This window comes from Campylobacter concisus, assembly GCF_003048875.2.
Classification (GTDB): Bacteria; Campylobacterota; Campylobacteria; order Campylobacterales; family Campylobacteraceae; genus Campylobacter_A; species Campylobacter_A concisus_AU.
In genome coordinates, this window is the sequence record NZ_CP049264.1 from 823,736 (window position 1) to 844,030 (window position 20,295).

Sequence of the window (20,295 nt, forward strand, 5' to 3'; positions counted from 1 at the left end):
TGTAAGATGTAGTCATTTTTGTGCTTAATGATGTAGAGAGTAGCCCATTTACTACAGGTTGTTTGCTCATATGGTAAAAAGCAAATTTGGATACGTACTTTGATATATAAAAACTTCTAAAAGATATTAGCAAAACGCTGGTGGATAAAATTCCTTTTACTAAGGTGATTTGCCTAAATTTATAAGGTAATATCACACCAACATTTACTTTATTGCTTATTAATTTTAACTCTTTATAGTGGTTACATAAAATGTGAATTCTAGAAAAGAAATTTACAAAGCTAAATTTATTTTCTATTTTCGTCTAAGACTTTTTGCATGCTCTCCCTAGTCGCCTCTAGCCAGTTTTCTTTTGAGGTATCGACTAGATCAAGACAAAAGAGCTTGATGTCAGCTTTTTTAAAGCTAAATTCTTTCACTTTCATCGCATCGCTTCCGACGATTACGATAGGCTGAACCTTTAAATTTAGCTTTTCAACTAGCAGCTTTGCGCCACCCTTAAATGGTAATAATTCTTTAGTTTGAGACCTTGTGCCTTCTGGAAATATCGCTAAAACACGGCCATTTTCTACTCTGTCTTTTGCTTCGCTTAAAAGCTTTATTAGAGAGTGCTTATTTTCTCGCTCGACCGCTATCATCTTTGGAAGGCTCAAAATTTTACCGATGATCGGGATCTTGCCTATCTGTGCCTTTGCGATCCAGCAGATATTTTTAGGATGGATCTCTTCAAGTACGATGATGTCAAGCATGCTTTGGTGATTTATTAGCAAGATATTTGCTTCGTCGCTAAATTTACCGATAACTTCTAGCTTATATCCACCAAAAAATCTCTGCGATCTGCCCCAAAATTTTCTTATGGCTCTATTTTTAGAGTTAAAGAGCCACATAAAAAATACGACAATAACGACGCTTATCACAAATTCAATAGAAAAGAAAAAAGCTCTAATTTTTGACAAGATCACCCTTTCTTACCCAGCCGATTTTGCCGTCCGCAAATAAAATTTTTGAGTAGTCATCTTTTGTGTCTAAAATTTCAACATTTTCGTTTTTACGAGATGTATAAAAAACGGTTGAATTTTTAGTCGGCAAGATAGTGACGCTAACATCAGGCTTAAGCACTGCTTTGCCAAAAGGATTGTAAGTGTAAATCCCTAGTGCGATAAAAACAGCTGCCACAAAGAAGTAGCTTAGCTTTCTTCGCCAGATCGCTAGCAAGATAAAGATAGCGACCAAAGAGTAGATCGTGATATCTTTGTAAGTGCTAAATTCGCTTTGCTTTGGATTTAGACCGATTTGCGTGCTAACCTCGTCTTCTTCGACGCTCACCGGCAGCGAAAAGCTCTCAAATTTAGCTTTTTTTAGGTTGTAGTAGTTAAAGTCAAGTGTCTTTTTGTTTGGCTTAAACACTGCAAAATAATATGCACTTTGTGAGTTAAAGTCGCCGTTTATCGTATCTACGCCTTGCTTTAGGATAGTTTTATTTTCGATATTAAATGCGCTTAGATCGACATTATTGCCGTAAATTTCAACGACCATGATGTTGTTTATATCATCAAATTTAGTCGTTTTAAATTTCTTTACCTCAAGGTTGTCAGCGACGATGTGGTTGTAGTTCTCGTCACTTCTAAGCTCTTTTAGCTTTGGTAAAAAGATATTTATGTTTGAGTTTTGATAGTTCTCGCCATTTCTTTTTAGATCCAAGCTAACTCGTAAAGTCTTTGCATCAATGCTTGTTGCTTCAAGGTAGAAAGTGCCGATGTATTTGTTTTCTTCGCCTTTTACCCATTGAAAATTCTTCTTATTTAGCCATTTGATATTTGTCTCATCAAGCTGTGTCTCAAACTCAAACTCAAGGTCACTTTGCGTATCAGCTACGATCTCAACGCTAAAAATTTCTCCTACGACGACATTTTTAGGGATATTTGTCGCTTTTAAAAGGAGCTCTTTTATTTTTATCTTGTCATAGACTTGATTATCAGGAACACTGATGTCTGGTTCGTTTGTCGGCACGATATTTCGCATCTGCTCTGGAGTGATACGCTCTGGCTGTGGGGCGATAGAGCGTGGAGATACGAGCTTTCTTGATATTTCTTCTTCGCTTGGAGTCTTTGTTTGTGGCTTTGAGCTTGGGCTATTTACAAATTTATCCTCTCTTGCCTCATCCATCATGTCAAAAACGCTGACTTCGTCAGTGTTTGCAGCAAATAAATTTAGCGCGAGTATGGCGATAAAAAGTGTTCGTTTTACCAAACTAGCCCTTTTAACATCTTCATGCCATCATCTGTGCCTAAAATTTTCTCGCAAGCGCGTTCAGGGTGAGGCATAAGACCAAAGATCTTTTTGCTCTCATCGCAAATCCCAGCTATGCTATCAACTGAGCCATTTGGATTTATCTCATTGCCGTTGATGTCACAGTATTTTAGTAGAACTTGCTCGTTATCATATAGGCTTTTTAGTGTATCTTCGTCTGTATAGTAGTTGCCCTCGCCGTGAGCGATAGGTATATTTACCACCTCGTCTTTGGCTAAATTTGCTAGGAATTTATTGTTATTTGAGATCACTTTTAGGTGGTGGTATTTTGAGACGAAATTTAAATTTTCATTTCTTCTCATCGCACCTTTTAAAAGTCCAAGTTCAAGAAGCATCTGAAAGCCATTGCAAATTCCCAATATGTAGCCACCTTTTTTCGCATGCTCTTTTACAGCCTGCATAGCTGGGCTAAATTTAGCTATCGCAGCCGTCCTTAGATAGTCGCCATAGCTAAAACCACCGGGTAAAACGACTAGATCAGCATCGATCTTATCTTCTTTGTGCCAGATGATCTGCGTTTGGCAGCCAAGTAGCTTAAAAGCGTGAGCTGTGTCTTCTTCGCAGTTTGTGCCAGGAAAAAGTATGATGGCTACTTTCATAGCACGATCTCGTAGTCTTCGATGACGGTGTTTGCTAGAAGCTCTTCACACATCACTTTTAGCTGCTCTTTTGCTTTATTTTTATCGCTCTCGTCGATATCTAAAACGATTTGTTTGCCTATCCTGACATTTGAAACACCGCTAAACCCAAGTGAATTTAGCGCATGCTCCACCGCCTTACCAGCAGGGTCAAGGACCCCACTTCTTAATGCTATATTTACGACAGCTTTCATCTTTGTCCTTAAGAAAGAATTCTTCTTAAAACTTCTTCGTAAGCTACTTTTACGCTACCAAGGTCTTGTCTAAATCTATCTTTGTCAAGTTTTTCGTTTGTTGTCGCATCCCAAAATCTGCAGCTATCAGGGCTTATCTCGTCAGCTAAGATGATGTTGCCATCTTTGTCGATACCAAATTCGACTTTAAAATCAACTAGTTTTAAATTTCTCTCTGCAAAGAATTTAAATAAGATAGAGTTGATCTCTCTTGCTGTGTGTCTTAGTGTTTGAAGGTCTTTTTCGCTCTTTACTAGACCCATGATGATGCAGTGCTCGTCAGTCACCAAAGGATCGTGCAAATCGTCGTTTTTGTAGTAGAACTCAACAAGTGTAAAAGGTAGAACTGTGCCTTCTTTTATGCCAAGTCTTTTGCTAAGTGAGCCAGTCGCGATATTTCTCACAACAACTTCAAGAGGTATGATCTCACATTTTTTGACCACTTGCTCAGTGTCGCTGATGGTCTCAACAAGGTCAGTGACGATACCTTTGCTCTCTAGCAGTTTAAAAAGCTGAGTAGAGATTTTGTTGTTTAGTGCGCCTTTGCCAGCTTCGTTGCCTCTTTTTTGGGCATCAAATGCTGTTAGATCGTCTTTAAATTCAGCCACAAGTAGATTTGGATCGTCTGTGGCGTACATTTTCTTGCCTTTTCCCTCGTAGATAAGCTCTCTTTTTTGCATGTTGTTCTCCTTTAGATTATTGTTGTTTTATCTTTAAAATTTTGATCGTATCAATCGCCGTTTTTAACTGAATGTCTTCATCAACTTTTTTCTGTGTGATTATATTTTTATCATCTTTTGCTTCAGTTTTATTGCCTTCACTTGTTGGATTTATCTTGTTTAGCTCGCTTTTTAGGTGCGCTTTTAGTTCGCTCTCTTTGATGCTAAATGCACTATCATCGCTTTGTGGCACTTTGCCAGGATGCACGACTACATCAGGCGTTACGCCAACAGCTTGGATAGTTCTGCCACTTGGTAAGTAGTATCTTGCGATGGTTAGTCTTAGCGCTTCTGTATCGTCTATTGGTAAGATCACCTGAACGCTACCTTTACCAAATGTGTTTTCGCCGATTATCACCGCACGCTTATGATCTTGCAATGAACCGCTTACGATCTCGCTAGCACTTGCACTTCCGCCATTTACCAGCACTACAAGTGGGAGTTTTGATAAGGTTTTGCTAGCGCTTGCTTTATACTCTACATTTTCAGATGCATCACGACCTTTTTGAGATACGATGATGCCGTTATCTACGAAAAGATCCACTAGATCAACAGCTTGATTTAAAAGACCGCCAGGGTTGTTTCTAAGATCAAGTATGATGCCATTTGCTTTTGGATGCTCTTTGATAGCATCTTTTACCTTTGTAACGACGTTTTTGTCAAAATTTGTGACACGTATATAAAGGATGTTTTCATTTTCTATCATTTTTGCATAGACAGACTCAACCTTTATAAGATCTCTTATGATTTTTACGTCAAATGGCTTTTGCTCGCCTTTTCGCAAAATCGTAATTGTTATCGGAGTTTTTGGCTTACCGCGCATCTTATTTACGGCTTCATCTATCGTTGTGCCGATAGTTGAGTTGCCATCGATCCTTAAAATGATATCGCCTGCCTTTATGCCTGCTTTATCAGCTGGAGTGTCCTCGATAGGCGAGATAACGGTTAGTGCGCTATCTTTCATACCAACTGTTATGCCAAGTCCGCCAAATTCGCCGCTTGTTTGCACCTGCATATCTTTATATGCTTTTTCATTTAAAAAGCTCGAGTGAGCGTCCAAATTTTGCATTAAACCAGCGATGGCTTTGTCGATTATCTCTTTAAATTTAATGTCATCAACGTAGTATTTTTCAACAGTTGAGATGGTTTTTGTAAGTTTTGAAAGTGCTTCAAGTTTCGCACTTGCCTCATCTTCAGTTTTAGCAAAAAGTGCATTTACTGCTACGCTTGAGATGAGTAGGGCGCCTGTTATTTTTAGCGCAAAAGATCTATTAAATTTATTCAAAATATCTCCTATATTTTTTGGCTCAATTTTATTAACATTTGGCTAAAAAAAGCATAAATTTAGCCTTATATTTTTAGCTTTTGTCTATTTTTAACACAAATTTATAACAGCAAATTTTAGCAATTAAATAAAAAGAGTGACAAATGTTATAAAAATACTTGACAATATAAGACTAAAGTTATATAATGCCGCCATTATAAAATAACTTAAGGAGCTTTAATGGCTGACATAACAGAAAATTTAACAGCGCAGATGCAAGAGACACTTGAAAAAGGCGTTAGCTTAGCGATCTTTTCTAAAAATCCACAAGTTGTGCCACTTCACGTCTTTTGGGCTTTGCTCGCTGATAGTAATTCTATTTTAAATCAAGTATTTAATAAGATGAACATAAGCAAAGACGCAGTCGAGCTTGAGATAAAAAGTAAGATCTCGTCACTCCCAAGCAGCTCAAACGTCACAAAAGATAACGTTTCAGTTTCAAGAGAGCTTATAAATTCGCTTGAAAATGCAAAAGCTTTAATGGTAAGTATGGGCGATAGCTACATAGCTGTTGATACATGGATCATCTCGGCTCTTGAGCTTAGTGAGATCAAACAAATTTTAAGCAAATTTTGCGATATTTTAGAGATCAAAAAGAACCTTGAAAGCATAAGAGGCGGTAAAAAGATAGATAGCCAAACTGGCGATGATACCCTTGATAGCTTAGAGAAATTTGGTATCGACCTAACGCAAAAAGCGCTAAATAAAGAGCTTGATCCAGTCATCGGCCGTGATGAAGAGATCACTAGGATGATGCAAATTTTAATAAGAAAGAGCAAAAATAACCCTATCTTGCTTGGTGAGCCAGGTGTTGGTAAAACAGCTATCGTTGAGGGGTTAGCTCAAAAGATAGTTGCTCGCGATGTGCCAACAAGCCTTGCAAACAAGCGTGTCATCGCGCTTGATATGAGTGCAGTTGTAGCTGGTGCAAAGTATAGAGGCGAGTTTGAAGATAGGCTAAAAGCTGTCATTGACGAGGTTAAAAAAGCTGGCAATATCATACTTTTTATAGATGAAATTCACACCATAGTTGGAGCTGGCGCGAGCGAGGGCGGAATGGATGCAGCAAATATCCTAAAACCAGCTCTTGCGCGTGGTGAGCTTCACGCTGTTGGTGCGACAACATTAAAAGAGTATAGAAAATACTTTGAAAAAGATGCAGCACTTCAAAGACGTTTTCAGCCGATAGACGTCAAAGAGCCAAGCGTAAATGAGGCGCTTCAAATTTTACGTGGTATAAAAGAGCGCCTAGAAGTTCACCACGGCATCACGATAACAGATAGCGCGCTAGTTGCCGCAGCAAGGCTAAGTGACCGCTACATCGCAAATCGCTTCTTGCCAGATAAGGCGATAGACCTTATAGATGAGGCTGCAGCTGAGCTTAAGATGCAAATAGAGAGCGAGCCATACGAGCTTTCAAAGATAAAACGCGAGATCGTAACGCTTCAAGTAGAAAAAGAAGCGCTAAAGATGGAGGATGCGGATAAAAACAAAGAGAGACTTGGCGAGATCGAAAAAGAGATAGCTGACCTAAATGAGAAAAAGCTAGCGCTTGATACTAAATTTGAAAACGAAAAGGCTGTTTTTGGCGGAATTTCAAAAGCAACAAAAGAGATCGATAGCTTAAAATCACAAGCTGAGATAGCAAAAAGAAATGGCGATCTTCAAAAAGCTGCCGAGATAGAATACGGCAAAATAGCAGACGCTAAAAAGCACAAACACGAGCTTGAAGAAAAATGGGAGCACATGAAAAAAGAGGGCGTGCTTCTTAAAAATCAAGTCGATGAAGAGCTTGTAGCTGAAATTTTGAGCAAATGGACTGGAATTTCAGTTAAAAAGATGCTAACAAGCGAAAAAGAGAAATATCTGCGCATCGAAGAGCATCTAAGAGAGAGCGTTGTCGGTCAAGATGACGCACTACACGCACTTGCACGTGCTGTTAAGAGAAACAAAGCTGGTCTAAATGAGGGTCAAAGGCCGATTGGTTCATTTTTATTTCTTGGACCAACAGGCGTTGGTAAAACTCAGTCAGCTAAGGCTTTGGCTAAGTTCTTATTTGACGATGAGAAGGCACTTATCCGCTTTGATATGAGCGAATATATGGAAAAACATAGCGTGAGCAGGCTTCTTGGTGCGCCTCCAGGATATGTAGGCTACGATGAGGGCGGTCAGCTAACAGAGGCGGTTCGCAGAAGACCTTACTCAGTCATACTTTTTGACGAGGTTGAAAAGGCTCACAAGGATGTATTTAACATACTTCTTGGCATACTTGATGACGGACGCGCGACTGATAATAAGGGCGTAACGGTTGATTTTAAAAACACGATCATCATTTTAACCTCAAACATCGCTTCAAATTTCATAATGGAGCTAAAGGGCGAAGACCGTGACGTGGCTGTTAAAAACGAGCTTAAAAACTACTTTAAACCTGAGTTTTTAAATAGGCTTGATGATACTATCATCTTTAATCCTCTAAACGAGCAAGGCTTAATATCTATCGTTGAGATCATGTTTAAAGAGCTTGAAAAAACTCTTCACAACCGCGGTATCAAGGCAGTTTTAAGCGAAGAAGCTAAGAAATTTATCGCAAAAGCTGGCTTTGACATAGTCTATGGAGCAAGACCTCTTAGAAGAGCACTTTATGAGCTAGTTGAAGATAAGATCGCTGATATGATCTTGAAAGATGAGCTTGAAAGTGGCGATGAGATCACCATTGATAGTAACGGCGAGAAGATCATCATTAAGAAAAAATAACTTCAAATTTACTTGGCAGGTTGGACGAACTTGCCAAGCCTACTATAAATTTAACTAATATCCTTATTTGATCTGTAATAAAATATAAAAAATAGCACGCAAAGCATCGCTACAAAGGCAAAAACTATCAATGTACCGTCTTTAAATGAGCTTAAAAACATGCCGTTTGTATTCATGCCAAAAAAGCCAGTGATGAAATTTAACGGCAAAAATAGAGCCGAAATGAGCGTTAAGAGGTAGATGTTTTTATTTATCTTGTCGTTTTTAGCGCTTTGTATAAATGTATAGATATCCTCAACTCTATAGGCGTATTCGTTGGCTATGGTTTTAAAGACACTTGCTTCGTGGATGCTGTTTTTAAGCTCTTTTTTTAGCCCTTGCTGCTCACTTTGGCAGATCGCAAGAGCTTCGTAAAAGTGTGAAATGCTATTTTGAAATTTTCTGATCTCATACTTTAAAAAGTGGTGCCTTTTTATAAATTTCTCAAAATTTTTCTGGCTAGCATAAATTTTCTCATACTCATTTAGCTCGTCTTGGTGCTCTAAAATTTTATTTGCAAATTCATTGCAAAGTCCCTTAAGAGCAGCTTCAAACATATCTTTATCACACTCATGATCAAAGTCTTCTTTATAAATTTTGCCGTCCTTAAATAAAAATTTAAAAACTTGCTTTTGCGATGGCGAGATGAGCGTGATGTAGTCAAACTCTTCTCCATAAAAATATCCACAAACCACGTTTTTATAGCTCATCTGCGCTCCTTTTTGCGTAGAAATTTCGCTTAAATTTGGCAAATTCGCCAGCCTCTATCGCCTCTCTCATCTCTTTCATTAAATTTAGATAGTAGTGCAGGTTGTGAAGGCTTGCTAGTCTAAAAAATGTGAGCTCTCTAGCCTTAAAAAGGTGGTTTAGATAGCCTCTGGAGTAGCGCTTGCAGGTGTAGCACTGGCACTCTTTGTCGATCGGTGAGTGGTCGTTTATGAAGCGGGCTGATTTTATATTTATCTTGCCAAAGCTAGTAAAAAGCGTGCCGTTTCTTGCGTTTCTTGTTGGCATAACGCAGTCAAACATATCAACCCCTCGCTCGACGTTTTCGACCAAATCTTCTGGTGTGCCAACGCCCATTAGATAGCGAGGCCTTAGCTCATCCATAAATGGCATAACCGCCTCAACGGTGTCATACATCGCCTCGTTGCTCTCGCCAACGCTTAGACCTCCTATGGCAAGGCCGTCAAATGGCATCTGATTTAAGGCTTCAGCGCAAAATTTACGTGCCTCATAGTCGGTGCCACCTTGAACGATACCAAAGATATTTTGCTCTAAGCCAACGCCCTTGCTTTGCATAAATTTGTGATAATCAATCGCCTCTTTTGCCCATTTTATCGTTCGTTTTATGCTTAGATCTATCCTTTTTGGCTCAGCAGGCAAGGCGACCAGATCATCAAGTATCATCATGATGTCGCTGCCTAGGTCATACTGTGTGTCAAGGACGGATCTTGGCGTGAAGTAGTGCGTGCTGCCGTCGATGTGGCTTTTAAATTTTATCCCGCCATCGTCGTTTTTGGTGTTTGACCTAAGCGAAAATGCCTGAAATCCGCCGCTATCAGTCAAAAATGAGCGATCAAATTTAGAAAATCCATGAAGTCCGCCAAACTCACGCACGACCTTGCTGCCAGGGCGCAGATACATGTGGTAGGTGTTTGCTAAAATTATCTTTGCGTCTAAAATTTCACTCATATCAAAGGCATCTAAGCTTTTAACTGCGCCAACCGTGCCAACTGGCATGAAAACTGGCGTTTGTATCACGCTGTGAGCGGTTGTTAGGACGCCGCGCCTTGCGTTGCCATCTTTTTTTATAACTTCAAATTTCATCTAAGTCCTTAAAATTTTTGATTTTTTATTTTAACAAAATTTATAATATAATCCAGAAATTTTAAGGCAAAGGAACTTTTTGCAAAAGAGAAATGATATCGTTTTTACCGAAGCAAACGGCACTGCGACCATAAAATTTGCAGGTGAGTTTAGCTACAAAGACGCAAAAAATTTACAAAGCATTTTTAAAAAAATCCAAAAGCTTAAAGGCAATGTTAAATTTGACTTTAGCGAGCTAAAGAGCATTGATTACGCTGTTTTGATCCTTTTAAAAAACACGCTAAATGGCAAGAAATTTGAGATCATCACAAATGATGAGAAGATAAAGGCGATGAGTGATCTTTTAAATGACGAGAAGATCGACTTTAACTATATGCCACCGCACAATAGCCTAAATTTTTTCTCGCGCCTTGGTGAGAAAATTTGCGAGGGATTTGTAAATTTGCTTGAGTTTGGCTCGTTTTTGGGCGAGTTTTTGATAAAGAGTGTGAGGATTTTATTTAATCCTGCAAATTTAAGATTTAGAGAATTTAGCAACTACATAAAAGATGGTGGCGTAAATGCTGTTTTCATCGTATCGCTCACCGCTTTTTTGATAGGCGTCGTGCTTGCTTATCTTGGCAGTGCGATGCTTGCAAGCTTTGGGGCAAGTATATTTATAGTTGAGATCATGGGTATGCTAACGCTTAGAGAGGTGGCCCCACTAATCGCTGCTATCGTCGTGGCAGGCAGGTCGGCCTCTAGCTTTACCGCGCAAATTGGCGCTATGAAGCTAACTGAGGAGATAGACGCGATGAAGACGATGGGCTTTGAGCCATTTAACTTCTTGGTCTTGCCTCGCATCATCGCCATGGTGCTTTGCGTGCCTGTCATCATCTTTATAGCTGATAGCATAAGCATTTTAGGGCAGATGATCATTTGCCAAACTATTCTTGATATCAGCTTTAGCGACTATCTTAATAGATTTCGCGAGATGGTCGAGCTTAGGCACTTTGCTGTTGGTATGATAAAGGCTCCGTTTTTTGGCGCGGTGATAGCGATCATTGGCTGCATGAGGGGATTTGGCGTTAGTCAAAACGCCCAAAGCCTTGGAGCGATGACAACAGTTAGCGTTGTAAATGCGATATTTTGGGTCATTGCGCTTGATGCATTTTTCGCGATAATTTTTATGTGGCTAAAGATATGAACGAGATAATAGTTGGAAAAAACATAACGACAAGTTATGGCGATAAGATAATGCACGATAATGTGAGCTGGAGCGTCAAAGAGGCTGAAATTTACGGCTTTTTAGGCGGCAGTGGCGCTGGTAAAACGACGCTTATGAAGACGATGATATATCTAAAAAAGCCAAGTAAGGGCGATATATTTTTTGATGGCGTCAATATGTGGAAAAGTAGTCAAGCAGAGCAGCAAGAGATAAAGCTAAAAAGTGGGACGATGTTTCAGTTTGGAGCGCTTTATAGCTCGATGACTATCCTTGATAACGTGGGCGTTTTGCTTCATGAATACTCTAAATTTAACAAGCGCCAGATCGATGAGATAGCGATGTTTTGGATACAAAAGGTGGGGCTTAAAAAAGAGGTTTCAATGCTCTATCCAAGCGAGCTAAGTGGCGGTATGAAAAAAAGAGCCGCGCTTGCAAGAGCCTTGGTGCTAAGTCCAAGAGTGCTATTTTTGGACGAGCCAAATAGCGGTCTTGATCCAGTTAGCTCGCGGCAGATGGACGCGCTCATAAAAGAGCTTCGTGATAGCATCGGCGTAACTGTCGTCATGGTGACGCATGATGCGGATAGTATTTTTGATATTTTGGATAGATTTTTGATAATAGATAACAAAAAGATAGCCTTTGAGGGAGATATAAAAGAGCTTGAGCATCTTGAAAACAACCCGCTTGAAGAGCTATTTAAAATGAGGAAAAAGTAGATGGAAAATAGAAATTCTTATACCATTGTTGGCATGTTTTTCATAGCCTGCCTTACAGCATTTGCCATATTTATCTGGTGGATGACTAGCAAAAATAACACAAAGGTTGATTTTAAAGAGTATTACATCCACACAAGCGAGCTGCCAAGCGGACTGAAGGTTGATTCTACGGTTAAATTTATCGGCGTGCCAGCTGGAAGCGTTAGCGATATAAATTTTGTCGATGACAAAAACGCTCTTATAAACATCACGATGAAGATAAGAGAGGACCTGCCTATCAAGGCTGATAGTGTGGCTAGCATCGAAGTTCAGGCTATTAGCGGTGTGGCTAGTATAAATATAAGCCGAGGCACGAAGGATTTTAAACCAGGCGATAAGCCTATTTTAAAGCTTGAAGAGAGCCTTCTTTCAAAGCTTGGAAACAACGCTGAGAACATCACTTTAAAGATAAATCAAACCCTTGATAAAGTTGATGGCTTTTTCTCGGCTGAAAATATCTCTCATATCGAATCAATCCTAAGAAATATCGATAAATTTACTCAGGTTTTAACCGATGAAAATGGCTTAAGCGAGGTTGATAGCATCGTTAAAAATGTAAAAAATTTCACTGATAGCCTAAATAAAACCGACACAAAAGAGCTTGCTAAAAATTTAAACACGCTAATCGCAAGTGCAAATTCAGTTTTCAAATCAGCAAATTCGGCTGTCACTGGATATAGCTCGCTTCAAGATATCATCACTCAAAAGGTAAAAAACGGCGAGTATGACCTTAGAAACACGGTCTCTCCGCTTCTTAGAGAAGCTAGCGAGTTTTTAAATGGATTTGACAAGACGCTACGTGAGTTTAGAGGTGCGCTTCAAAGGCTTGAGGACAATCCTTACGAGTTTTTCTTCACAAATCCAGTGCCAAATGACAAAGGAGATAAAAAATGAGAAATTTAATCTTTCTAGCGGCTGCATTTTTATTTTTTGGCTGCTCGCTAAAGACTGACGTGCCAATGGCAACTATGTATGAAATTCACTACTCAAACAAAGAGTGCTCAGCTGAAAACAAGCAAAAAGAGCTAAAAAATGTCTTCATAGAAAACGTAAGCGCCCTTGATATGGTCGATACCAGAAAAATTTTAATCGTCGCTGAAAACAACAAGATAAGATATTTGACAGACGCTAAATTTGTCTCTGAACCAAGCGAGATGATCTATAAGTCGCTTGTAAAAGGGCTTTACTCAAACTGCGCTGCAAAGCCGATATTTTCGCCAAATGCAAAAGATCTTAGGCTAAAAGTTAGCATCATCTCACTTCAAATAAGAGGCGATAAGGCCGAAGTTTCGCTAGCGTATGAGCTATTTAACGCAAATACCTCGCTAAAATCAGGCATGATAACAAAAGAAATTTTCTGCCCAGATCCAAGCTCAAGCACCATTTTTGAGACGATAAACAAGGCTGCAAATTCAGCTATCGATACTTTGATCTCTGAAATAATCTACTAAAATTTTCTTAAATTTTTTGGCTGTGAAAGCTTAAATTTACAGCCAAAAATAGCTTATTTTAAAGACCTTTTGTTATAATGCGGCTTTAAAATACGGAGAATTAATGAAGAAAATTTTAATAATCGCTGGTGGAGCTTTTGCAAGAAATTTTTTAGATAGACTTCTTGGAGCAAAGTCAAATTTACACCACTACATCGTTGTTTCAAACGAAGATCACAGCCAAAAGGCAAATTACGAAAATTTCACATTTTATCAGTTTGACCCAACGAGCCTTTCAAAGCTAAAGAGCATAAGTGATGGCTATTTTAGCCAGTTTTGTATCGTAAGTGAGAACAAAAATGAAGCGGTTGCAGTTTATGAAAATTTAAGACAGATCAGCACAAAGACTGAGACCATTTTTATGAACTCGTGGGAGCTAGACGAAAAGTGCAAGGAGACTTTTGCAAGCGATAAGCACCTAAGCGTGGTTGATATAAGAGATATCGCAGCTTCAAGGCTCATGGACTATCTGCCAGATATGCCTGTGTATGCTGATAATATCGGCTTTAGCGAGGGCGAGATCATGGAGGTTAAGGTGCCTATTGGTAGCTCATATATGTATCGTCATGTAAGCTCGATCGCTCAAAAAAGATGGCGGATAGCGCTTATTTACAGGGGCGCTGAGATCATCTTGCCAAAGCCAAATACAATGATCCAGCCAAGCGATATCTTGCTAATCGTTGGCGATCCAAACGTGCTTCAAAACGTTTATCGCTCGATAAAACGCGAAAGTGGGCAGTTTCCAAGTCCATTTGGCAGCAACATCTACACGCTAATCGATATGAGATCAATGAGCAAAGAGCGCGTTAGCAAGCTCATAAAAGATAGCTTATATGTGCATTCAAAGCTAAATAACAAACGCCTTATTTTTAGAGTGATAAATCCGACTTTAGGCGAAAATTTAGAGACGCTAAAGGCGATAAAAGAGAAAAATATCCTTGTTTTGATGGATTATTTTAATAGCGACAATAAATCGATAAAAGATGACGTTTTAAAACACGATATCGGACTAATCATAAGCGACGATAGATACTTTTTTAAATTTCAAAAGCTATTTTATGAGCTTAAAATTCCAGTGCTAAAAACAGGTAAAATTTTGCTCTCAAATATAAAAGAGGGCGTGATACTGGGCGATCAAAGCCAAGAGGTAGAAAATCAATCAGCTGTCATTACAGACTGCTGCGCGCAGCTTGATTTGGAGATGAGATTTTACTATTTTGATAACAAGCATAGCGACGATGAGGCACTAAAAGAGCACTTTGAGAGCATTAGCACGCTCTTTTCAAAGCGCATAAAGATAGAAAATCACAGCCTCAAAAACCCGCTTGTAAAGCTAAAAGGCACAAATGATCTGCTTCATTTTGTGATGTTTACTAAAAACGTGGCAAATGGCAGCGCTTTTGCCTTTTTATCGACAAATTTAAATAGACTTTATAAAAAACTAAGCCAAAACGCACAGCTTTTTGTGCCAGTAAGTGAGTAGAAAATGCAGATAAATTTAAACCTTAAGGAAAAGGCGTCAAGCTATAAAATTTATATAAACGAGCTTGAGAGATTAGAACTAAAGGGCAAGGTTGGCATCGTCACAAATGCCAAAGTGGCTGGGCTTCACCTTGAAAAGCTACTTAGCGTTTTAAAGTGCGATGAGAAATTTATCATAAGCATACCAGACGGCGAGGAGTATAAAAATCTTGAGACGATAGAGCAAATTTTAGAGCAGCTTTTTGTTAGTAAATTTGACCGCTCATCTACGCTCATAGCTCTTGGCGGTGGCGTCATCAGCGATATGACTGGCTTTGCGGCAAGCATATATGAAAGAGGGATAAGCTTTATTAATATCCCAACCACGCTTTTGGCGCAGGTTGATGCTAGTGTGGGCGGAAAAACTGGGGTAAATAACAAATTTGGTAAAAACTTAATAGGCTCATTTTATCAGCCAAAGGCAGTTTTTTGCGAGATAAATTTCTTAAAAACATTGCCAAAGAGAGAATTTGCAGCTGGTGTGGCAGAGGCTTTAAAGATGGCGATAACCTTTGATAAAGAGATGTTTGACTGGCTAAAGAGCGTAAATTTAGATGATGAAAACTTGGCTAAGCTAGTTGAGAAGTCGATAAATTTAAAGGCTAGGGTGGTCGAGCAAGATGAAAAAGAAAAAGGGCTAAGAGCCATCCTAAACTACGGTCATACATTCGCTCACGTCATCGAAAACGAGACAAACTACAAAGAATTTTTGCACGGCGAAGCGGTGGCGATAGGTATGAATATGGCAAATCGCCTAAGCGTTAGACTGGGTCTCATGAGCGAGGCGCAGGCAGAGGAGATCAAGCAGGTATTAGTGAAATTTGATCTACCTGTAAGCTATAAAATAGAAAATGAATATGCATTTTACGAGGCGTTTTTTATGGATAAAAAGACAAAAGGTGATAAGATAAATTTCATCATCGCAGATAAAATCGGTAGTGCGTTCATCAAAAATGACGTCAAAAAAGAGGACGTTTTAGAAACTTTGAGAGAATTTAAATGAAAAAGATCATAGTTTTTTTAGTTTTTTGCTTTGCGCTTTACGCTGAAGAAAACGCTACACTTGAGCAAAATGTCTCACAAAATTTACAAAATAGCGAGCTTATAAAAGAAATTTCAAACCTAGACAACTCCCTAAAAAACAACATCTGGATCACAAGATACGCCAACTACAACACCTATCAAAAGCTTCTTGATGAGTTAGAGCAAAATGAAAATGAGCTTAAAAAGCTTGATAAAGGCTCAAAAAGAGGTGGCGATCTCATTAAGAGAAGTCAAACTCTAAAAGAGCAGATAAATTTGCTAAAAGAGTATGAGAAAACGCCATTTTCAAATATGCTAGCAGCCCCAGAAATGGAGACACCACCTAGGATAAATAGCCCAGTGGCGCTGGTGTCTGGCTTTTCATATATCAAAAAGATAAGAAGCGACAAGATCGAGTACCAAAGGCACATCAAAGAGCTTGACTCCTTGCTTGAGAAGCTTGAAGCAAAAGAGAATTTGTTAAATAGGCTAAATTTGATAGATGACAGCGAGCAAAATAGAGCAAGTCTAAACCTTGCAAAACAAGAGATAGGCGACTTCAAAGCGGCAAAACAGATCGCTGATACCACTTATAGCGTCTATGAAAAAAGGGCAGATGAAGCGGTAAATATGACGACCTCTGACATCAAGGCTCAGTTTTTAAGCATGGGCTACACAGCCATCGTCATCCTTTTAACGATCGGACTAACATTTATCGCTAAATTTATCGTTAAAAGAACGATCACGGATAACGAGAGATTTTACACGGTCAATAAATTTCTAAACGTGCTAAACATCACCGTTATCATCATAATCCTGCTCTTTTCATACATCGAAAACGTCACATATCTAGTAACCGTGCTAGGTTTTGCCTCAGCTGGTATCGCCATCGCGATGAAGGATATGTTTATGAGTATGCTTGGCTGGATGGTTATCATGTTTGGTGGCACGATCCACGTGGGCGACCGCGTCAGGGTCTATCATGACGGTAGCGAATTTGTGGGCGATGTGATAGATATTTCGCTGCTTCGCCTAACCGTCTTTGAAGACGTTAGCTACTCAACTTATAAGACAAACCGCCGTGCAGGTAGGATCATCTTTGTGCCAAATAACTACATCTTTACAGACCTCATCGCAAACTACTCGCACTACGGCATGAAGACCGTTTGGGACGGCATAGATGTCGTGATAAGCTTTGATAGTAATCACAAAAAGGCCGCCTATCTAGCAAAAAATATAGTAAAAAAATATTCAAAAGGCTACACTGACATCGCAAAACGTCAGATGAACAAGCTAAGAAGCCAGTACAGCATCAAAAATCCAAATGTAGAGCCAAGAATTTATACATTTTTTGAGCCATATGGCATAAATATCTCATGCTGGTATATGTCCAACTCATACGCCACGCTTGCTCTAAGAAGCACAATAAGTGCTGAGATCATAGAGGCATTTTTGGCTCACGATGATATAAAGATAGCTTACCCAACGCAAACTATGTTTATAGGCAAGAAAGAAACGCCAAGCGATCATGTAGCTCACGCTGAGCAAGAGGGCGAAAATATCTAATGCAAAAGATATTTTTTAAGACATTTGGATGCCGCACAAACATCTATGATACCGAGCTTTTAAAGAGCTACATCAAAGACTACGAGATCACAAACGACGAAGAGGTCGCTGATATCGTCGTGATAAACTCATGCACCGTGACAAACTCGGCTGATAGTGGCGTTAGAAACTATATAAACGGCGTAAAAAGGCGAGGCGCAAAGGTCATACTAACAGGATGTGGCGCAGTTAGCAAGGGCAAGGAGCTGTTTGCAAGCGGAATTTACGGAGTGCTGGGAGCTAGCAAAAAGAGTGATCTAAACGAGCTTTTAAAACAAGAAAAGCCATTTTTTGAGCTTGGAAATTTAAACTCAGTCGATAAAAACATCGTCACAAACTACGAAAATCACACAAAGGCATTTATAAAAATTCAAGAGGGCTGCAACTTTAACTGTAGCTACTGCATCATCCCATCAGTGCGCGGTAGAGCTAGGAGCATGGACGAGGCGATGATCTTAAAAGAAGCTAGAATTTTAGCTCAAAATGGCTATAATGAGCTCGTACTAACTGGCACAAATATAGGCAGTTACGGCAAGGATACAAATAGCTCTCTTGGCAAACTGCTAGCAAATTTAGGTAAAATTTCAGGCATCAGACGCATAAGACTTGGTAGTATCGAGCCAAGCCAGATAGATGAGAGCTTTAGGGAAATTTTAAAAGAGGAGTGGCTGGAGCGTCATCTTCACATCGCACTTCAGCACACGAGCGAGGCGATGCTAAAGATCATGCGCAGGCGAAACAACGCATTTAGTGACTTAGAGCTTTTTAATGAACTAAGCTCACTTGGCTTTGCTTTGGGGACTGACTATATCGTGGGTCATCCAGGGGAAAGTGAGGAAATTTGGGCAGAAGCGGTGGAAAATTTCAAGAAATTTCCTATCACACATCTGCACGCTTTTGTCTATTCGCCTAGGCGTGATACGCACTCAGCGACGCTAAAGAGCGACGTAAGCGGCGACGTGGCAAAGGCAAGGCTGAAAGTTTTACAAGGCATTGCTTTTAAAAACAATGAAAATTTTAGAAAAAAACATAACGGGGCTTTAAAAATTTTAGTCGAGCAAAAAAATGGCGACTTTTACGAGGGCTTTGATCAGTTTTACAACAAAGCTAAAATTTCTAGTCAAAAAGACATAACAAAAGAGTGGTTGGAGGTAAGCGAATATGAAATTAAGCCAGATGCCAATTATGCAAAAATTTAAATTTAACAAGAAAAATATCCTGATAATAGCCGCTATGGCTCTAATAATAGCGCTACTTTTTGCTGTGAGCAAAGAGCCACGAAACATCACCTACTCGCAATATATGCAACTAATGGATGGAAATTTCATCGATAAAGCTGTCATCGACGAAGACGAGGTCATCCTCTATGCGCAAAACAACCGCTTTGCCATCATAAAAGAGGGTATAGATATAAAAGAGCTCATCAAAAAGGTCCCAGTCGAGCGAAGCGTGCAGTATATCACGCCAGGCATGGTCTGGGGAAGCATCATCTTTGTTTGCCTTGTGCTTTGGTATTCATATATTTTTAGGGCTATCAAGAAAAAAGAGGAGAGCCTTTTAAGCAAAAAAGACGGCGCTTTTGAGATAGAAAGCGTGCTGAATCAAAATGCGATGCCAGTCATCTCAAACGTGAGATTTAGTGATGTGGCGGGCATTAGCGAGGTCAAAAGCGAGCTTAGCGAGATAGTTGATTTTCTTAAAAATCCGCAAAAATATAGAAATTTTGGTATCAAAATGCCAAAAGGTGTGCTGATGATCGGCCCTCCAGGCGTTGGCAAGACTCTTGTGGCAAAGGCAGTCGCTGGCGAGGCAAATGTGCCGTTTTTTTACCAAAATGGTGCAAGCTTCGTGCAAATTTACGTCGGTATGGGAGCTAAAAGAGTTAGAGAGCTCTTTAGTAGGGCAAAGTCTTACGCACCATCAATCATCTTTATCGACGAGATAGACGCCGTTGGCAAGAGCAGGGGTGGCACTAGAAACGACGAGCGAGAAGCCACGCTAAATCAGCTACTAACCGAGATGGATGGCTTTGAGGACAACTCCGGCGTCATCGTCATAGCTGCAACAAACAGGATCGAGATGATCGACGAGGCGCTACTTAGATCAGGGCGCTTTGATAGGCGTATATTTTTATCAATGCCTGATTATAACGACAGGGTGGCGATCCTAAACACATATCTAAGAGATAAAAACTGCGAAGTGTCAGCCGAGGATATCGCTAGAATGAGCGTTGGCTTTTCTGGTGCGGCACTTAGCACGCTTGTAAATGAAGCAGCGATAAATGCCCTAAGAAACGGCGAAAGCGTGCTTAGGATGAGGGACTTTGAGGCTGTTTTAAACAAGGTCTTGCTCGGCAAGAAAAAGGTGCTAAGTTACAGCGAGAGCGAGAAGAAAATTCAAGCCATCTATCAAGGTGCAAAGGCGCTAAGTGCTTACTGGTTTGATGTGAAATTTGAAAAAATTTCGCTCATTGAAGACCGCTTTATGGCGACTGAGCAAGAGATCGAGTCAAAGTCGCAGATGCTCTCACGCATAAAGGTTTTAATCGCTGGCATGTGCAAGCTCGAGATAGATGAGAACGACATCTTTTCAAACTCAAGCAACGATCTAAATTTAGCAAAAGAGATCGCCTCAAAGATGGTTTATGAGTATGGCATGGGAAATTCTTTCGTGCCAAATCCAAACGATGTGGAAGAAATTTTAAAACAAGCAAAAGATGAGATAATGTCCTTTTTAAAGGGCACAAATGAGCAGATCGCAAGGATAAGCTCATATCTGCTTGCTTATGAGAGCGTAGATAAAGAGACGCTTGCTAAAATTTTAAACGAAAACTACTAATAAAGGAGA

The 20,295-nt window shown here is 39.7% G+C and carries 17 protein-coding genes and 1 pseudogene; 10 read left to right on the forward strand and 8 right to left on the reverse strand.

Annotated elements, in window-relative coordinates; all coding sequences use genetic code 11:
* Positions 1 to 287 precede the first annotated feature (287 nt).
* The 6 genes and pseudogenes from CVT07_RS04175 to CVT07_RS04200 form a co-directional block, all read right to left on the reverse strand.
* On the reverse strand, positions 288 to 956 hold the full coding sequence (locus CVT07_RS04175) for a lysophospholipid acyltransferase family protein (RefSeq protein WP_107936809.1): 669 nt from the start codon (positions 954 to 956) through the stop codon (positions 288 to 290).
* Positions 943 to 2,250, reverse strand: coding sequence for an SH3 domain-containing protein (locus CVT07_RS04180; RefSeq protein WP_107936807.1), 1,308 nt, complete (start codon positions 2,248 to 2,250; stop codon positions 943 to 945). Before CVT07_RS04180 ends, CVT07_RS04175 begins: the two co-directional genes overlap by 14 nt.
* Complete coding sequence (gene purQ / locus CVT07_RS04185) at positions 2,244 to 2,909, reverse strand: phosphoribosylformylglycinamidine synthase I (RefSeq protein ID WP_107936805.1); 666 nt, start codon at positions 2,907 to 2,909, stop codon at positions 2,244 to 2,246. The genes CVT07_RS04180 and purQ overlap by 7 nt, the downstream gene beginning before the upstream one ends.
* Positions 2,906 to 3,142, reverse strand: a complete 237-nt coding sequence (gene purS / locus CVT07_RS04190) for a phosphoribosylformylglycinamidine synthase subunit PurS (protein ID WP_009293857.1) — start codon at positions 3,140 to 3,142, stop codon at positions 2,906 to 2,908. Before purS ends, purQ begins: the two co-directional genes overlap by 4 nt.
* A gap of 8 nt (positions 3,143 to 3,150) precedes the next feature.
* Positions 3,151 to 3,861, reverse strand: coding sequence for a phosphoribosylaminoimidazolesuccinocarboxamide synthase (gene purC / locus CVT07_RS04195; RefSeq protein WP_009293856.1), 711 nt, complete (start codon positions 3,859 to 3,861; stop codon positions 3,151 to 3,153).
* Between the two features lie 16 nt (positions 3,862 to 3,877).
* Positions 3,878 to 5,095 (reverse strand): annotated as a pseudogene (locus tag CVT07_RS04200) (S41 family peptidase); the annotation flags it as partial.
* A gap of 309 nt (positions 5,096 to 5,404) precedes the next feature.
* Here CVT07_RS04200 and CVT07_RS04205 point away from each other — a divergent pair.
* Positions 5,405 to 7,978 carry an ATP-dependent Clp protease ATP-binding subunit gene (locus tag CVT07_RS04205; protein WP_087583177.1) on the forward strand — a complete coding sequence of 858 codons (2,574 nt, stop codon included), beginning with the start codon at positions 5,405 to 5,407 and terminating at the stop codon, positions 7,976 to 7,978.
* Between the two features lie 50 nt (positions 7,979 to 8,028).
* Here the strand turns inward: CVT07_RS04205 and CVT07_RS04210 are convergent, their stop codons facing one another.
* Positions 8,029 to 8,727: a CorA family divalent cation transporter gene (locus tag CVT07_RS04210; protein WP_107936801.1), complete on the reverse strand. Its 699-nt coding sequence runs from the start codon at positions 8,725 to 8,727 to the stop codon at positions 8,029 to 8,031.
* The gene (tgt, locus tag CVT07_RS04215; RefSeq protein ID WP_103613023.1) at positions 8,717 to 9,847 is read right to left on the reverse strand and encodes a tRNA guanosine(34) transglycosylase Tgt; all 1,131 of its coding nucleotides are present in this window, start codon (positions 9,845 to 9,847) and stop codon (positions 8,717 to 8,719) included. Before tgt ends, CVT07_RS04210 begins: the two co-directional genes overlap by 11 nt.
* 79 nt (positions 9,848 to 9,926) lie before the next feature.
* On the opposite strand from tgt, the gene CVT07_RS04220 reads away from it, so the two are divergent.
* The 9 genes from CVT07_RS04220 (at position 9,927) to CVT07_RS04260 (ending at position 20,286) form a co-directional block, all read left to right on the forward strand.
* Positions 9,927 to 11,033 carry an MlaE family ABC transporter permease gene (locus tag CVT07_RS04220; protein ID WP_021086221.1) on the forward strand — a complete coding sequence of 369 codons (1,107 nt, stop codon included), beginning with the start codon at positions 9,927 to 9,929 and terminating at the stop codon, positions 11,031 to 11,033.
* The gene (locus CVT07_RS04225) at positions 11,030 to 11,770 is read left to right on the forward strand and encodes an ABC transporter ATP-binding protein (RefSeq protein WP_021089143.1); all 741 of its coding nucleotides are present in this window, start codon (positions 11,030 to 11,032) and stop codon (positions 11,768 to 11,770) included. The genes CVT07_RS04220 and CVT07_RS04225 overlap by 4 nt, the downstream gene beginning before the upstream one ends.
* Positions 11,771 to 12,703, forward strand: a complete 933-nt coding sequence (locus tag CVT07_RS04230; RefSeq protein WP_002940905.1) for an MlaD family protein — start codon at positions 11,771 to 11,773, stop codon at positions 12,701 to 12,703. It abuts the gene before it with no gap.
* Positions 12,700 to 13,260: an ABC-type transport auxiliary lipoprotein family protein gene (locus tag CVT07_RS04235; protein ID WP_002940902.1), complete on the forward strand. Its 561-nt coding sequence runs from the start codon at positions 12,700 to 12,702 to the stop codon at positions 13,258 to 13,260. The genes CVT07_RS04230 and CVT07_RS04235 overlap by 4 nt, the downstream gene beginning before the upstream one ends.
* Positions 13,261 to 13,363: 103 nt before the next feature.
* Positions 13,364 to 14,782, forward strand: a complete 1,419-nt coding sequence (locus tag CVT07_RS04240) for a COG3400 family protein (protein ID WP_103641618.1) — start codon at positions 13,364 to 13,366, stop codon at positions 14,780 to 14,782.
* 3 nt (positions 14,783 to 14,785) lie between these two features.
* Positions 14,786 to 15,823: a 3-dehydroquinate synthase gene (gene aroB / locus CVT07_RS04245; protein WP_107936799.1), complete on the forward strand. Its 1,038-nt coding sequence runs from the start codon at positions 14,786 to 14,788 to the stop codon at positions 15,821 to 15,823.
* Complete coding sequence (locus tag CVT07_RS04250) at positions 15,820 to 17,409, forward strand: mechanosensitive ion channel domain-containing protein (RefSeq protein ID WP_107936797.1); 1,590 nt, start codon at positions 15,820 to 15,822, stop codon at positions 17,407 to 17,409. The genes aroB and CVT07_RS04250 overlap by 4 nt, the downstream gene beginning before the upstream one ends.
* On the forward strand, positions 17,409 to 18,647 hold the full coding sequence (gene mtaB / locus CVT07_RS04255; protein WP_107936795.1) for a tRNA (N(6)-L-threonylcarbamoyladenosine(37)-C(2))-methylthiotransferase MtaB: 1,239 nt from the start codon (positions 17,409 to 17,411) through the stop codon (positions 18,645 to 18,647). The genes CVT07_RS04250 and mtaB overlap by 1 nt, the downstream gene beginning before the upstream one ends.
* Positions 18,634 to 20,286 (forward strand): ATP-dependent metallopeptidase FtsH/Yme1/Tma family protein, encoded by a 1,653-nt coding sequence (locus CVT07_RS04260; RefSeq protein WP_107936813.1) that lies wholly within the window; start codon positions 18,634 to 18,636, stop codon positions 20,284 to 20,286. Before mtaB ends, CVT07_RS04260 begins: the two co-directional genes overlap by 14 nt.
* Positions 20,287 to 20,295: the final 9 nt, after the last annotated feature.

Coding starts and splice junctions, on each gene's coding strand:
- purQ (WP_107936805.1), bottom strand. CDS start 2,909: ATGAAAGTAGCCATCATACTTTTTCCTGGCACAAACTGCGAAGAAGAC.
- purS (WP_009293857.1), bottom strand. CDS start 3,142: ATGAAAGCTGTCGTAAATATAGCATTAAGAAGTGGGGTCCTTGACCCT.
- purC (WP_009293856.1), bottom strand. CDS start 3,861: ATGCAAAAAAGAGAGCTTATCTACGAGGGAAAAGGCAAGAAAATGTAC.
- CVT07_RS04205 (WP_087583177.1), top strand. CDS start 5,405: ATGGCTGACATAACAGAAAATTTAACAGCGCAGATGCAAGAGACACTT.
- CVT07_RS04210 (WP_107936801.1), bottom strand. CDS start 8,727: ATGAGCTATAAAAACGTGGTTTGTGGATATTTTTATGGAGAAGAGTTT.
- tgt (WP_103613023.1), bottom strand. CDS start 9,847: ATGAAATTTGAAGTTATAAAAAAAGATGGCAACGCAAGGCGCGGCGTC.
- CVT07_RS04225 (WP_021089143.1), top strand. CDS start 11,030: ATGAACGAGATAATAGTTGGAAAAAACATAACGACAAGTTATGGCGAT.
- CVT07_RS04230 (WP_002940905.1), top strand. CDS start 11,771: ATGGAAAATAGAAATTCTTATACCATTGTTGGCATGTTTTTCATAGCC.
- CVT07_RS04235 (WP_002940902.1), top strand. CDS start 12,700: ATGAGAAATTTAATCTTTCTAGCGGCTGCATTTTTATTTTTTGGCTGC.
- CVT07_RS04240 (WP_103641618.1), top strand. CDS start 13,364: ATGAAGAAAATTTTAATAATCGCTGGTGGAGCTTTTGCAAGAAATTTT.
- aroB (WP_107936799.1), top strand. CDS start 14,786: ATGCAGATAAATTTAAACCTTAAGGAAAAGGCGTCAAGCTATAAAATT.
- CVT07_RS04250 (WP_107936797.1), top strand. CDS start 15,820: ATGAAAAAGATCATAGTTTTTTTAGTTTTTTGCTTTGCGCTTTACGCT.
- mtaB (WP_107936795.1), top strand. CDS start 17,409: ATGCAAAAGATATTTTTTAAGACATTTGGATGCCGCACAAACATCTAT.
- CVT07_RS04260 (WP_107936813.1), top strand. CDS start 18,634: ATGCAAAAATTTAAATTTAACAAGAAAAATATCCTGATAATAGCCGCT.